This window comes from Georgenia sp. X1117 (assembly GCF_057784635.1).
Genome location: NZ_CM173492.1, coordinates 593,970 through 607,230 on the forward strand (window position 1 = coordinate 593,970; position 13,261 = coordinate 607,230).

At 75.0% G+C, this 13,261-nt stretch carries 11 protein-coding genes; 8 read left to right on the forward strand and 3 right to left on the reverse strand.

Going from position 1 to position 13,261, the window contains the following annotated elements:
- The first annotated feature begins 12 nt into the window (after positions 1-12).
- Positions 13-1,107, forward strand: a complete 1,095-nt coding sequence (locus AC3D3D_RS02660) for an IS110 family RNA-guided transposase (RefSeq protein ID WP_488512340.1) — start codon at positions 13-15, stop codon at positions 1,105-1,107.
- 14 nt (positions 1,108-1,121) lie between these two features.
- The gene (locus AC3D3D_RS02665) at positions 1,122-1,727 is read left to right on the forward strand and encodes a hypothetical protein (RefSeq protein WP_463663618.1); all 606 of its coding nucleotides are present in this window, start codon (positions 1,122-1,124) and stop codon (positions 1,725-1,727) included.
- A gap of 57 nt (positions 1,728-1,784) precedes the next feature.
- Here AC3D3D_RS02665 and AC3D3D_RS02670 read toward each other — a convergent pair whose 3' ends face one another.
- Positions 1,785-2,339, reverse strand: coding sequence for an NUDIX domain-containing protein (locus tag AC3D3D_RS02670; RefSeq protein WP_463663619.1), 555 nt, complete (start codon positions 2,337-2,339; stop codon positions 1,785-1,787).
- 233 nt (positions 2,340-2,572) lie between these two features.
- On the opposite strand from AC3D3D_RS02670, the gene AC3D3D_RS02675 reads away from it, so the two are divergent.
- The 6 genes from AC3D3D_RS02675 to AC3D3D_RS02700 are packed head-to-tail and all read left to right on the forward strand — an operon-like array spanning position 2,573 to position 10,665.
- Entirely contained in the window at positions 2,573-3,850 is a 1,278-nt protein-coding gene (locus tag AC3D3D_RS02675) for a glycosyltransferase family protein (RefSeq protein ID WP_463663620.1), read from the forward strand.
- A complete protein-coding gene (locus tag AC3D3D_RS02680) occupies positions 3,840-5,159 on the forward strand; it encodes a glycosyltransferase (RefSeq protein WP_463663621.1) in 1,320 nt (439 codons plus the stop codon). Before AC3D3D_RS02675 ends, AC3D3D_RS02680 begins: the two co-directional genes overlap by 11 nt.
- Positions 5,159-6,424, forward strand: coding sequence for a glycosyltransferase family 4 protein (locus AC3D3D_RS02685; protein WP_463663622.1), 1,266 nt, complete (start codon positions 5,159-5,161; stop codon positions 6,422-6,424). The genes AC3D3D_RS02680 and AC3D3D_RS02685 overlap by 1 nt, the downstream gene beginning before the upstream one ends.
- A complete protein-coding gene (locus AC3D3D_RS02690; RefSeq protein ID WP_463663623.1) occupies positions 6,424-8,265 on the forward strand; it encodes an ABC transporter ATP-binding protein in 1,842 nt (613 codons plus the stop codon). Before AC3D3D_RS02685 ends, AC3D3D_RS02690 begins: the two co-directional genes overlap by 1 nt.
- Positions 8,243-9,484: a phosphotransferase family protein gene (locus AC3D3D_RS02695; RefSeq protein WP_463663624.1), complete on the forward strand. Its 1,242-nt coding sequence runs from the start codon at positions 8,243-8,245 to the stop codon at positions 9,482-9,484. Before AC3D3D_RS02690 ends, AC3D3D_RS02695 begins: the two co-directional genes overlap by 23 nt.
- Entirely contained in the window at positions 9,481-10,665 is a 1,185-nt protein-coding gene (locus AC3D3D_RS02700; protein ID WP_463663625.1) for an aminoglycoside phosphotransferase family protein, read from the forward strand. The genes AC3D3D_RS02695 and AC3D3D_RS02700 overlap by 4 nt, the downstream gene beginning before the upstream one ends.
- Before the next feature lie 6 nt (positions 10,666-10,671).
- Here the strand turns inward: AC3D3D_RS02700 and AC3D3D_RS02705 are convergent, their stop codons facing one another.
- The gene (locus AC3D3D_RS02705; protein WP_463663637.1) at positions 10,672-11,334 is read right to left on the reverse strand and encodes an NUDIX domain-containing protein; all 663 of its coding nucleotides are present in this window, start codon (positions 11,332-11,334) and stop codon (positions 10,672-10,674) included.
- Between the two features lie 104 nt (positions 11,335-11,438).
- On the reverse strand, positions 11,439-13,250 hold the full coding sequence (gene pyrG / locus AC3D3D_RS02710) for a CTP synthase (RefSeq protein WP_463663626.1): 1,812 nt from the start codon (positions 13,248-13,250) through the stop codon (positions 11,439-11,441).
- Positions 13,251-13,261: the final 11 nt, after the last annotated feature.

Here is a 13,261-nt window from a genome sequence, read left to right on the forward strand (position 1 = left end):
GAGGCAGTCACCATGGTGGTGCTGATCGGCGCGGACGTCCACAAGAAGTCACACACCTTCGTCGCGGTCGACGCGGCGGGTAAGCAGATCGGGCAGGTCACGGTCCACGCGACCCACAGCGGTCATGAGAAGGCCTACCGATGGGCCCAGAAGAGTTTTATCGAGCAGGACCGCCGGTGGGGGCTGGAGGACTGCCGCCACCTCACCGGCCTGCTCGAACGCGACCTCCTCGCTCACGGAGAGCCAGTGGTCAGAGTGCCGGCAAAGCTGATGGCCCGCCAACGCGCCACCGCGCGCACCCGTGGGAAGTCCGACCCCATCGACGCGCTCGCCGTCGCGCGGGCGATGGCTCGCGAAGAGGATCTGCCGACCGCGTCCACCGATGAGCAGGCACGAGAGGTCAAGCTCATCCTGGCCCGCCGGGAGGACCTGGTCGCGGAGCGGACCCGGGTGATCAACCGCCTGCGCTGGCACCTGCACGAGCTCGATCCCGAGGTCGACCCACCATCACGCGCGCTGGTCCATCGGCCGGCCCAGGCACGGGTGCGGGAGGTGATCGAAGCCAGCGAAGGAATCGTCGCGGAGATCGCGGGCATGGTCCTGGCCGATCTCGAACGGCTCTGCCACTTGATCAGCGAGCTCGACACGCGGTTGCGGGCCATGGTCCGAGAGGTCGAGCCGGTGCTGCTGGAGATCCCCGGCTGCGCCGACCTGTCGGCCGCGAAGATCATCGCCGAGACCGCCGGGATCACACGATTCGCGAACGAGGGGAAGTACGCGATGTTCGCCGGCTGCGCCCCGATCCCGGTCTGGTCGGGCAAGACAGAAGGTCGAGTCCGCCTCAACCGTGGCGGGAACCGGCAGCTGAACTGCGCGATCCACCGCATCGCCATCACCCAGATCCGCCTCGAGGGACCAGGCAAGGACTACTACGAACGCCTCCGCGAACAGGGCAAGACCGTCATGGAAGCCCTCCGCTGTGTCAAGAATGCCATCGCCCGCCGCATCTGGCGCACCCTCACCCGAGCCCACCGGCAACGCGCCCTCACTCCCCCTCCGATCCCCCTGACCCCCACCTCAACGACTTGCGTCCAGCAAGCCGCTTGACATAGGAGATACGCATGACGATCGTCCACGAGGCATTCCGCGGCGACGACGGCAGTGCGGGGGTGCTCCTGCGGTCGGACTCCCCCAGCGGCACGCGGTTCCTCACCTGCTTCGTCGAGCCGGACGACACCCTCTACCGGGTGGCGATCCGGGTCGTGCACCCGGGCCGGCCCGGCGGCTGGACCTCCCTGGAGATGGCCGACCACGTCGGCGGGACGATCGCCACGCTCGGCGCCCGGGAGGTCGCGCCCGGCTCGATCCCCAGCTACGCGGACATCCTCGTCGTCGAGGAGATGGTCGGCTGCGGGGCGGAGTCGATGACGTGGGACCGGCTCGACGAGTCGACCCTGTCCAGCATCCCGGCCTCGTTGGAGCGTGGCGACACCGCCGAGGTGGCCGGGCTCGACGGCCGGCCGATCACCGCCTCGCCGTACCTCCTGCTGCTCGACGGCGTGCACACCTACACGTTCTGGGTGGCCGACGGCCAGGTCGTCGTCTCCGACTGGGCGGGCGCCTCCAGCTACCGCGTGGGAGACCTCGCCGCGGCGCTGGCGGGCACGAGCAAGGACGTCGCCACGCACGCCGAGGCCTGGGTGGCCGGTCCCGCCCGGCGGCGCTGACGGCACCGCGACCGCCCCGACCCTGACGTCGGGCCCTGCCCCCGACGGCCGGCCGCGTCAGGCGCCGCGGATCGTCGCCGGCTCCGCCACCGGCCAGGTCCATGCCGTCGCGAGCAGCTCCGACAGGCGGGTCGGCAGGTCCCGGGGGCTGAACCGGACACCCGTCTCGGCCGCGCGAGCCATGCCCGCGGGGTCCCACCAGCGGATCGCCCGGGCCGGACCCCCGCCGGCACCGGCCCTCCCCGAGGGGGCCGTCACGCCGGCCGGGACCGCCTCGCCGTCGCACCCGCCGGGCAGCGGGTCGAACCGCGGGACGCGCACGAGGTAGACCTCGTCGCTCGTGCCACCGAAGCCCTCGCCGCGCAGGTCCTCGCGCGGGAGGTGGTGCACCCAGACGAGGTCGCGCAGCGCGCCGTCGGCGAGGAGGAGACCGGTCTCCCGGAGCAGCACGCCTCTCAGTGCCGCCTCGGAGCTCTCCGCGGCCCCCGCCCGGCCGCCCGGGGCCGTCCAGAGGGTCTCGCCGCACCTCTCGTCCTCGACCAGCAGCACATGGCCTTCGCCGTCGACGAGGAGGGCGCTGCACGTCCGTCGGTAGGGGAGCTCGACAGGCATCCTCCGATCATCACGGACGAGGCCCCGCTCGCGCATCCCCCTGGCGGGTCGTCCTCGCCACTTCGACGACGGGCGCGGCGAGGACGTGAACACGAGGCGACCGACCGGTGGATGAAAGGTGTCTCATCCGACCGTCACCGTCCTCCTTCCTGCGCGAGGTGAACTACTCACCACACCTCATCAGGTCGGGGCAACCGGGCCCGGACCTCGGAGGGACAGATTGGGGGAACGCCGTGCGGACCACGACGACGCTGCGAGCTCATCCGTCGACGGACGGCATCGCGCCCGTCCCCGACGGGCCCGGCACCGGGACCGACGCGGCCGGCCGGCCCCGCGCCCTGCGCGTCGCCCTGTACTCCCACGACGCCCTCGGGCTCGGGCACGTCCGGCGCAACCTGGCGATCGCCCGCGCCCTGGGCACCATGGAGCCCGCCCCCGACATCCTGCTCCTCACGGGTGCGCCGGAGGCCGTCACGGCGGACCGGCCCGCCCACTGCGAGCTCGTCTCGCTGCCCGCGCTGAGCAAGGACTCCGCGGGCGTCTACTCCGCGCGTCACCTCTCCGTCGACCAGGCGCACATCCGCGACATGCGCCGCAGCATCCTCACCGCCGCCCTCGACTCGTTCCGCCCGGACGTCCTCGTCGTCGACAAGCACCCTCGAGGGTTCCTCGGCGAGCTCGAGCCGGCGCTCGAGCTCCTGCGGGCCGCCGGGACGCGCGTGGTGCTCGGCCTGCGCGACATCCTCGACGACGCCGGGACGGCCCGCCGTGAGTGGCGCGCCGACCGGTCCGCACGCGCCGTGGGCCGCTGGTACGACCAGGTCTGGGTCTACGGCGACCAGGCCGTGCACGACCTCGCCGACGAGCTCGACCTGCCCCGGGAGACCACCGTGCACACCGGCTACCTCGCGACCGGCAGGTGTCGCCCCACCCAGGTCACCGAGGTCGAGACCCCCTACGTGCTCGCCACCGTCGGCGGTGGCGCGGACGGCGCGCACCTGGCCGAGGCCTTCGTGCGCAGCACCATGCCCGCCGGGCACCACGGCGTCCTCGTCGCGGGCCCGCAGATGCCGACCGACGACCTCCACCAGATCGTCGAGCTGGCCGCGTCCCGCCCCGACCTGACGGTGCGCACGTTCGTCGAGGACGCGGTCGCCCTCCTGGCCGGGGCCTCGGCCGTCGTCTCGATGGGCGGGTACAACACCGTGTGCGAGGCGCTCTCGCTCGGCAGCCGGCTGCTGGTCGTCCCCCGCGTCCGTCCGCGCCAGGAACAGCTCGTGCGCGCCCGGCTCCTCGCCGGGGCGGGCCGGCTCGAGATGATCCACCCGGACGTGCTCACCGAGCAGGCGCTCTCCTCGTGGCTGGCCGGCGCGGTCTCCGCCACGGCGGCGCACCACGGACCGGCCCCCCGCCGCGCCGTCGGTCCCCCCGTCGACCTCGACGGGCTCGCCCGGCTGCCGCACCTGCTCGCGGTACTTCTCGACCCGAAGGAGAGCTCCCATGTCGCATGAACGGATCGGCTACGTCCTCAAGATGTACCCACGGTTCTCCGAGACCTTCATCGTCTCCGAGCTGCTCGGCCGCGAGGAGCGCGGCGCGGACATCGAGGTGTTCTCCCTGCGCCCACCGGTGGACCCGCGCTTCCACAGCTCGCTCGCCGACGTCCGGGCGCCCGTGACGTACGTGCCGCGCGCCCGCAAGGCGGAGGACCTGTGGCTCACCCTGCGCGACGCCGCCCCCGACCTGCCCCGCCTCCCGGAGCACCTGCCCGAGCTCCTCGCCGCCGACGCCTCCGACGCCGCCCAGGCCGTCGACGTCGCGCTCATGGTCGTGCGCCGCGGCATCACCCACCTGCACGCCCACTTCGCCTCGATGGCGACGACCGTGGCGCGCCTCGCCTCCCTGCTCAGCGGCGTCCCGTACTCGTTCACGGCCCACGCGAAGGACATCTTCCACTCCTCGGTGGACCCCACCGACCTGGCCGTGAAGATCGCCGACGCGCACCACGTGGTGACGATCAGCGACTTCAACACCCGCCACCTCCGGCTCGCGTTCCCCGAGGCCGTCGCCGGCACGCGCCTGCACCGGATCTACAACGGGCTGCCGCTCGACCAGTTCCCCTTCGCGCCCCCGGGATCCCCCTCCGCGACCGCGCCCGTCGAGAACCCGCCCGAGGTCGTCGCCGTCGGGCGCCTCGTGGAGAAGAAGGGGTTCTCCGTGCTCGTCGACGCGATCGCCCACCTGCGGGACGCCGGTCGCCCCACCAGGTGCCGGATCATCGGCGGCGGGGCCCTCGCCGACGAGCTGGCCGCCCAGGTCGACCGGCTCGGCCTGACGGACCTGGTCACCCTCACCGGGCCGCTGCCGCAGCACGAGGTGCGCGAGCAGGTCGCCGCCGCCCGGGTGTTCGCCGCGCCGTGCGTCGTCGGCTCGGACGGCAACGCCGACGGCCTGCCGACGGTCCTCCTCGAGGCCATGGCGCTCGGCACGCCGTGCATCTCCACCGACGTCACGGGCATCGTCGAGGCGGTCCGGCACGAGGACACGGGGCTGCAGGTCCCGCAGCACGACCCGGTCGCCCTCGCGAGGGCCGTGGCGCGGCTCCTCGACGACGACGGCCTGGGCGCCCGGCTCGCCACCGCCGCGCGCCGGCTGGTCGAGGTCGAGTTCGACACGCGCCGCCAGGTCGCCGCCCTCGAGCGCGCGACCCGCGCCGGCGCCCCCGGGCACTCCCCCGACTCCGCACCTCACCACGGTCGACCGCCCACCGCCGCCGTGGCCGGCCCGGACACCGCCCGCCACCCGGTGGAGGTGACCTGATGCGGATCGCCTACCTCTGCGCAGACCCCGGCATCCCCGTCCTCGGCCGGAAGGGCGCCTCCGTCCACGTCCAGGAGGTGCTGCAGGTGCTGCTCGCGGCGGGCCACGAGGTCACGCTCGTGTGCCGCCGGACCGACGGCTCACCGTGGCCGGCGGCAGCCGCGGCGCTCGAGCAGGGCCGCCTGCACGTCGTCGAGCTCGGCCCGGTCCGGGGCGAGGACGTCGCCGACCGTGAACGGCGGGCCATCGCCGCCGACGCCGAGGCGCGCGACGCCCTCGACCACGCCGGCCCCTTCGACCTCGTCTACGAGCGCTACTCGCTCTGGAGCACCGCGGGGACCGCCTACGCGCGCGAGCACGGCGTGCCCTCGGTCCTCGAGGTGAACGCGCCGCTCCCCCGGGAGCAGGCGCGCCACCGCGGGCTGGTCCACGAGCGCGAGGCCGACGCCGTCGCGCGGCAGGTCTGCGGCGACGCGAGCGCCGTCGTGTGCGTCTCCGGTCCCGTCGCGGACTGGGCGCGCGGGCTGGTGCCCGCGGAGCGCCGGGCGCGTGTCGTCGTCGAGGCCAACGGGGTCGACGTCGAGCGGATCCGTCCCCCCGAGCCCGCCGAGCGTGCGCGGCGCCCGTTCACCGTCGGCTTCGTGGGCACCCTCAAGCCCTGGCACGGCACCGAGACCCTGCTCGAGGCCGTCGCCCTGCTGCGCGGCACGGTGCCGGACGCCCGGCTGCTGCTCGTCGGCGACGGCCCGCAGGCCGGGTCCCTGCGTGAGCAGGCGAGGCACCTGAGCATCGCAGACGCCGTCGAGACGACCGGAGCCCTGGCCCCGGTCGACGTCCCCGCACAGCTGCACCGCATGGACGTGGCGACGGCGCCCTACCCGGCCGGCGGCGAGGGGTACTTCTCACCCCTCAAGGTCTACGAGTACATGGCGGCCGGGCTCCCGGTCGTGGCCTCGTCGGTCGGCCAGCTCGTCGACGTCGTCGAGCACGCGCGGACGGGATTCCTCGTCCCGGGCTCCGACCCGCTCGCGCTCGCGGCCATGTTGCGGGTGCTTGCCGACGACCCCTGGCTGCGCCGCCGCACCGGCGCGGCGGCACGCGCGCACGTGTGTGCCGACCGCACCTGGACCGACGTCGTCCGACGTTCGCTGGCGGCCGCGGGGGTCGACCTCGGGCGGGTCCCGGTGCCCGACGGGGCGCCGGCCGCGCACGAGCCGCCCGCGCACAGGAGTGCCGCGCACGAGCCGACCCCGGTGGTGGTCTGATGGCCGACCGTCGACCGGTGGCCGAGCTGCGCTCGGTGGTGCCCTCGTTGCGGCACATCTTCACCTTCCTGCGCCCCCACCTGCGGCCGCACCGCGGGCTCGTCGCGGGCGGGTTCGTCGCCCTGTTCGCCGAGGTGGCCTTCCGCCTGCTCCAGCCGTGGCCGCTGAGCTTCGTCATCGACGCGGTGGTCGTCCCCGGTGCCGCCGAGGACCCGGGGCTCATGCGGCTCCTCGTCCTGTGCGCCGTCGCCGTCGTGGCGGTCGCCGCGCTGCGGGCCCTCACCGCCTACCTGACGACGGTGCTGTTCGCCCTGGCCGGCACCCGGGCGATGACCTCCGTCCGCGCCAAGGTCTACGCCCATGTGCTGCGCCTGTCCCTGCGCTTCCACACCTCCTCGCGCGGCGGCGACCTCATCACGCGGCTCATCGCCGACGTCGGGCGGCTGCGGGACGTCGCCATCACGGCCGCGATGCCGCTCATCGGTAACGTCGTCACCCTCGTGGCGATGCTCGTCGTCATGTTCGTCCTCGACTGGCGCCTCGCGCTCGTCGTGCTCGCCACGCTTCCGCTGTTCGCCCTGTCCTCCTCGCGCTCGACCCGCCGGATCACCTCCGCCTCCCGGGTCCAGCGCCGCCGGGAGGGTGAGCTCGCCGGTGCGGCCGGCGAGTCGTTCGGGGCGATCAAGGTGGTCCAGGCCTACTCCCTCGCCGAGCGTCTCGAGTCCTCGTTCGCCGCCTCCAACAACCAGGAGCTGAAGGAGGGGGTGCGGGCGACCCGCCTCTCGGCCGGGCTCGAGCGCACCACCGACGTGCTCGTCGGCATCGCCACCGGCGTCGTCCTGCTCGTGGGCGGCTGGTCGGTCGTGCGCGGCCACCTCTCCCCCGGCGAGCTCGTCGTCTTCCTCCAGTACCTCAAGACCGCGTTCCGCCCCATGCGCGACCTGGCCAAGTACACCGGCCGCATCGCCAAGGCCGCCGCCTCCGGCGAGCGGATCCTCGACCTCATGCACACCGAGCAGGAGGTCGCGGACGCGCCGAAGGCCTACACGATCCGTCGGCTCGCCGGGGAGGTGCGCCTCGAGGGAGTCACGGCCTCCTACACCGGGAAGGACCGTGCCCTCGACGGCGTGGACCTGCGCGTGCGGCCGGGATCGAAGGTCGCGCTCGTCGGGCACTCCGGCTCCGGCAAGTCGACGATCGCGAGCCTCCTGCTACGCCTCCAGGACCCGGTCGCCGGCGCCGTCAAGCTCGACGGCCACGACCTGCGGGACGTGACGGTGGAGTCGCTGCGCGCCCACGTGACGATCGTGCTCCAGGAGTCGGTGCTCTTCCACGGCACCCTCGCGGACAACATCGAGATGGGCCGGCCGGGTGCGACCCGCGCCGAGATCGAGCAGGTCGCCCGCGCCGCCAACGCCCACGACTTCATCAGCCGGCTGCCCGACGGGTACGACACCGTCGTCGGCGAGCGGGGCGACACGCTCTCGGGCGGCCAGCGACAGCGCGTGGCCATCGCCCGGGCGATGCTCCGCGACGCACCGGTCATCATCCTCGACGAGGCCACCACCGGCCTCGACCCGGCGAACTCCGCCCAGGTGCTGCAGGCCATCGACCGCCTCGCCGCCGGCCGCACCACCCTCGTCATCACCCACAGCATCGAGACCGCGCTCGACTGCGAGGAGGTCGTCATCCTCGAGCGCGGGCGCGTGGTCGAGCACGGCACCCCGGCCGAGCTGCTCGCCACCCCGGGCAGCCGGCTCGCCACGCTCGACCCCGACGACCACGGCTCGCCGGGGACCATCGACCGCAAGGAGCACAGTGCCGACGCTCGCACCCGCTGACGACCGCCTCGCCGCCGCCGACCCGGGCATCCCCGGGCTGGCGGACGTGCTGGCGCCCGCCGACCTCGTCCGCAGCCTGGGCGTCGACATCGCCGACGCCGAGATCCGCTATCTGCGCTACAAGCCGGGCATCTCCCTGGTGGCCGGGCTCCTGCTGCACCACCCGGGCGGCGGGACCTCCGTCGCGCAGGCGCTCGCCGTGGGTGAACGCTCGGCACCGAAGCTCGCCAAGCTCGCCCACGCGGGCAGGAGCGACGACGTCGGGCTCGGCGCCGTCGTCGACGAGCGGCGCCTGGTCGGCCTCGCCGACGCGACGGCCGACCGCCACCTGCCCGGGGTCCCGGCCACGGTCCGCGCCGCGCAGCAGGTGCGTCCCCTCGTCTACAAGCCCGGCCGGCGCTGGGTCGCCCGGGTCGAGCCCCGCGACGGCGGGCCGCGGGTCGTCAAGGCGCACCGGCCGAGCGGGGTGGCGGCGGTCGTCGTCCGGCACGCCGCCCTCGCCGGGCTCGACGTGCCGCACATCCTCGACGTCGACGCACGCCGGGGCACGGTCGTCACGTCCTGGGTCCCGGGGACGCGCCTGGACGCGCTGGATGCGCATGCGACGACGGGCCTGCGGGCGCGGGTCGGCGCGATGCTGGCCGAGATCCACGACCGGCCGGCGCCACCGGGCCTGTCGGGCGTCGATGCCGCGGCCGCGATCGCCCGCGACCTGGAGGAGTCCGTCGACGCCGTGCGCGCCGTCGTGCCGGGGAGCGCGGCGGCCGCCCGCGAGGCGGTCGACCTCCTGCTGCCGGTGCTCGCCGGGGCCGCCCCCGCGACGCGCCTCGTGCACGGCGACCTCTCGGCCGACCAGGTCATCGTCGGGCCGGCGCCGCGCGGCACGTGTGGGGGCGAGGCGCGGGTGACGATCCTCGACCTCGACCGGGTCCGGGTCGACCACCCGATGACCGACCTCGGCTCGTGGTACGGCGCCGCCGTCGCCGCCGAGCCGTGGCGGGCCGCGCCGGAGCCCGAGACCCTGCTCGGCGGGCTGCTCGAGGGCTACGCGGGCGCGGGCGGGGACGTCGACCCGGTCCGGCTGCGCGCCGAGTGCGCCGCGGCCGTCCTGCGGCGCGCGGCGGAACCCTTCCGCCACCACCGCGGTGACTGGCCCGACGCCGTCGCCACCCTGGTCGAGGTCGCCCACGACCTCGCGGTCCGACGGGCGGCACGATGAGCGCACCGAGGACGGGCCCGACGGTCGCTGCGCCCGCCGGGTCCCGCCTGCGCCCGCCCGACCGCGTCGACCCGGACGGGCAGCGGTACGACGTCGTGCGGGCCTGGCCGCGCGGGACGGACCACGCGCTGCTCGAGCTGACCGGCCCCGACGGCGCGACGGTGGCCGGGCAGTGGTGCGCCGACCCCGAGGCGCTCGAGCGGCGTGCCGCCGCCGCACCCGCGCCGGCCCACGTCGTCGGCGACGTCCTGCTCCAGCCGCACGGCGACGACGCCGAGCTGCCCGCCCTCGCCGGCCTCCTCGCCCGGCCCGGGGCGCGGCTCGTCGCGCACCGGCCGGGCCGCCGCGCCGTCGTGCAGCTCCCCGGCGACGGGGGCGGGCCGGCGGCCTTCGCGAAGGTTGTCCGGCCGGGCAGGGCCGCCGACGTCGCCCGCCGGGGCACGCTCGTGGCCGACCTGCTCGCCGCCGCGGACCCCGGCGACGGCGCCGACCTCCCCGTGACCGTCCCCAGGCTGCTCGACGGCTCTCGCGAGGAGGAGGGGGTGCTCCTGTGGAGCGTCGTGCCGGGGCGTACCCTCCACGACCTCGGCACCGACACCGCGTGGGGCCCGGACCGTGCCCACGACGCCTGGCGGTCGGCGGGGCGGGGGACGTCCCGGCTGCACGGGGCGCGGCGGTCGTCGGTCGCGGACCACCACGGCGTGGACGAGGAGCTCGCGGCGATCGACCACTGGCTGGTGCCCGCCGTGCGGCACGGCCTTCTCGAGGCGGAGCCGGCGGCCTGGGCGCGCGCGCACGTCGCCAGCGTCCTGGCCGACGTGCCCGGGAGCCCCGACCTGGGCGTGCTGCACCGCGACCTGCACGACAAGCAGCTCCTGCTCGCTCCCGACGGGGGCGGGATCGGCATGATCGACGTCGACACCCTGGCCGTGGGTGAGCGTGCGGTCGACGTCGCGAACGTGCTCGTCCACCTCGAGCTGCGTCGCGCCCAGGGGCTGATCGGCCCCGACGTCGCGGCCGCGGCGCGGGAGGGCTTCCTCGCGGGGGCGACGGGCACCGATCCCGGGCGGGTCGCCGCCTACAGCGAGGCGACGCGCCTGCGGCTGGCCGGGGTCTACGCCTACCGGCCCCGCTGGCGGGCGGTCGCCGCCGACCTGCTGGCGGGGGTCGCCGCCCGCTGAGGGCGGTCAGACCGTGCGGTGCTCCGGCGGGAGACCGGTCCGGGCGCCGGTCGGCGTCCCGTCGGCCGAGCGGTAGCGGCGCAGCGGCCAGGGAGCGTCTGCGGGCCGCAGACCGGCCCACCCCCGCGAGCGTGAGGCCTCGGCCGCGAGCAGGCCGGCCGTCGTCGCACCGTTGTGGATCCGGCCGTCGAGGACGGCGGTGACGGCGTCGGCAAGCGGTACCCACGTCGGCACCATCTCCGCCTCCTCCTCCGCGCGCTCGTGCCGCTCCCCTGCGGGCACCTCGCTGAGGTCGCGGGCGAGGAGGATCCGCACGCACTCGTTGGTCGCCCCGGGCGAGAGCAGGACGTCGTTGAGCACGTCCCACCGTCCCGCGCGCAGATCAGCCTCCTCGGCGAGCTCGCGCCGGCCGGCCTCGACCGGGTCCTCGCCCGGCACGTCCAGCAGCCCGGCCGGGATCTCGTGCAGCCGGGCGCGCGACGCGTGCCGGTACTGCGAGACCAGCAGGACCTCGGGGTTCTCGTCCGGGCCGCGCAGCGCGACGATCGCCACCGCGCCGGGGTGCACCAGGTACTCCCGGCGGACCGGCTCCGCGCCGGGGCTCAGCTCGACGGTGTCGCCGACGATGTCGAAGATCCGGCCGTCGAGCAGGAGGTCCGAGGCGAGCACCGTGCGGTCCTCGTCCCGGTCGGCGAGGTCGGCGTGGCCGGGGCCGTCCGGGTCGCCGACGTGGCCCGGGTCGCCGACGTGGCCCGGGTCGCCGACGTGGTCGGTCACCCGGCGGTCCCCGGCGTCGCCCCGCCGTCCGTCCCCGGACCGTCCGTCTCTCGCCCGTCAGGAGCACCGGCGGCGTCCCCGCCGGCCGGGCGCGACGTCGCGACGTCGTCGTCGACCTCGAGGAGGCGGGTCGAGCGCTGCCGCTCGACGGCCGCCCCGACCAGCCCCGCGAACAGCGGGTGCGCCCGGGTGGGCCGCGAGCGGAACTCCGGGTGGGCCTGGGTGGCGACGTAGTACGGGTGCAGCTCGCGGTCGAGCTCGACGAACTCGACGAGCCCGCCGTCGGGCGAGGTACCGGTCACCCGCAGGCCCACCGCCTCGAGGCGGTCGCGGTAGGCGTTGTTCACCTCGTAGCGGTGCCGGTGCCGCTCGGACACGTCGGTCGCCCCGTAGGTCTCGGCCACCACCGAGCCGGCCGTGAGCCGCGCCAGGTAGGAGCCCAGGCGCATGGTCCCGCCCATGTCCCCCTCGGCGCCCTCGACGAACTGCTCCTGCTCGGCCATCGTCGCCACGACCGGCTCGCTCGTGTCGGGGTCGAACTCCGAGGAGCTCGCGTCCGGCAGGCCGGCGAGCGAGCGGGCCGCCTCGATGACCATGCACTGCAGCCCCAGGCAGATGCCGAGGGTGGGCACCTGCTGCTCGCGCGCCCAGGTCAGCGCGCCGAGCTTGCCCTCGATGCCGCGCACGCCGAACCCGCCGGGCACGAGCACGGCGTCGACCCCGGACAGCGCCTCGCGCGCGCCCTCGGGCGTGGCGCAGCGGTCGGACTCGACCCAGCGGATGCGGGCGTGCGCGCGGTGCTCGAAGGCGCCGGCGCGGATCGCCTCGGTGACCGAGAGGTAGGCGTCGGGCAGGTCGATGTACTTGCCCACCAGGGCGATCTCGACGTCGTGCCGGGGGTTGTCGACCCGGTCGAGCAGGCGGTCCCACTCCGTCCAGTCGACGTCCCGGAAGGACAGCCCCAGGCGGCGCACCACGTAGGCGTCCAGGCCCTCGGTGTGCAGCACGCGCGGGATCTGGTAGATCGAGGGGGCGTCGGGGCACTCGACGACGGCCTCGCCCTCGACGTCGCACATCGAGGCGATCTTCTTCTTCACGCCCTCGGGCAGCGCGCGGTCGGTGCGGCACACCAGGGCGTCGGGCTGGATGCCGATCGAGCGCAGCTCGGCGACCGAGTGCTGCGTCGGCTTGGTCTTCAGCTCGCCCGAGGCGGCGATGTAGGGCACGAGGGAGACGTGCAGGAAGAAGACGTGGTCCCGACCGACGTCCTGGCGCACCTGCCGCGCGGCCTCGAGGAAGGGCAGGGACTCGATGTCACCGACGGTGCCGCCGATCTCGGTGATGATGACGTCGGGTGTCTCGCCGGCGGCGTCGGGCTCGGCCTGGGCGCGCATGCGCGCCTTGATCTCGTCGGTGATGTGCGGGATGACCTGCACGGTGTCGCCCAGGTACTCCCCGCGCCGCTCGCGGGCGATGACCTCGGAGTAGACCTGCCCGGTGGTGGCGTTGGCGCGGCCGGAGAGCTCGACGTCGAGGAACCGCTCGTAGTGGCCGATGTCGAGGTCGGTCTCGGTGCCGTCCTCCGTGACGAAGACCTCGCCGTGCTGGAACGGGTTCATCGTCCCGGGATCGACGTTGATGTACGGGTCGAGCTTCTGCATGACGACCCGCAGGCCGCGCGAGCGGAGCAGCCGGCCCAGCGAGGAGGCCGTCAGGCCCTTCCCGAGCGACGACACCACCCCGCCGGTCACGAAGATCTGCTTGGGGACCGGGGTTCCGGGCAAGAGCCGCGTCGAGGTGGGTGCCACGGGCTTCGACC

Coding starts and splice junctions, on each gene's coding strand:
- AC3D3D_RS02660 (WP_488512340.1), top strand. CDS start 13: ATGGTGGTGCTGATCGGCGCGGACGTCCACAAGAAGTCACACACCTTC.
- AC3D3D_RS02670 (WP_463663619.1), bottom strand. CDS start 2,339: ATGCCTGTCGAGCTCCCCTACCGACGGACGTGCAGCGCCCTCCTCGTC.
- AC3D3D_RS02700 (WP_463663625.1), top strand. CDS start 9,481: ATGAGCGCACCGAGGACGGGCCCGACGGTCGCTGCGCCCGCCGGGTCC.
- AC3D3D_RS02685 (WP_463663622.1), top strand. CDS start 5,159: ATGCGGATCGCCTACCTCTGCGCAGACCCCGGCATCCCCGTCCTCGGC.
- AC3D3D_RS02690 (WP_463663623.1), top strand. CDS start 6,424: ATGGCCGACCGTCGACCGGTGGCCGAGCTGCGCTCGGTGGTGCCCTCG.
- AC3D3D_RS02665 (WP_463663618.1), top strand. CDS start 1,122: ATGACGATCGTCCACGAGGCATTCCGCGGCGACGACGGCAGTGCGGGG.
- AC3D3D_RS02680 (WP_463663621.1), top strand. CDS start 3,840: ATGTCGCATGAACGGATCGGCTACGTCCTCAAGATGTACCCACGGTTC.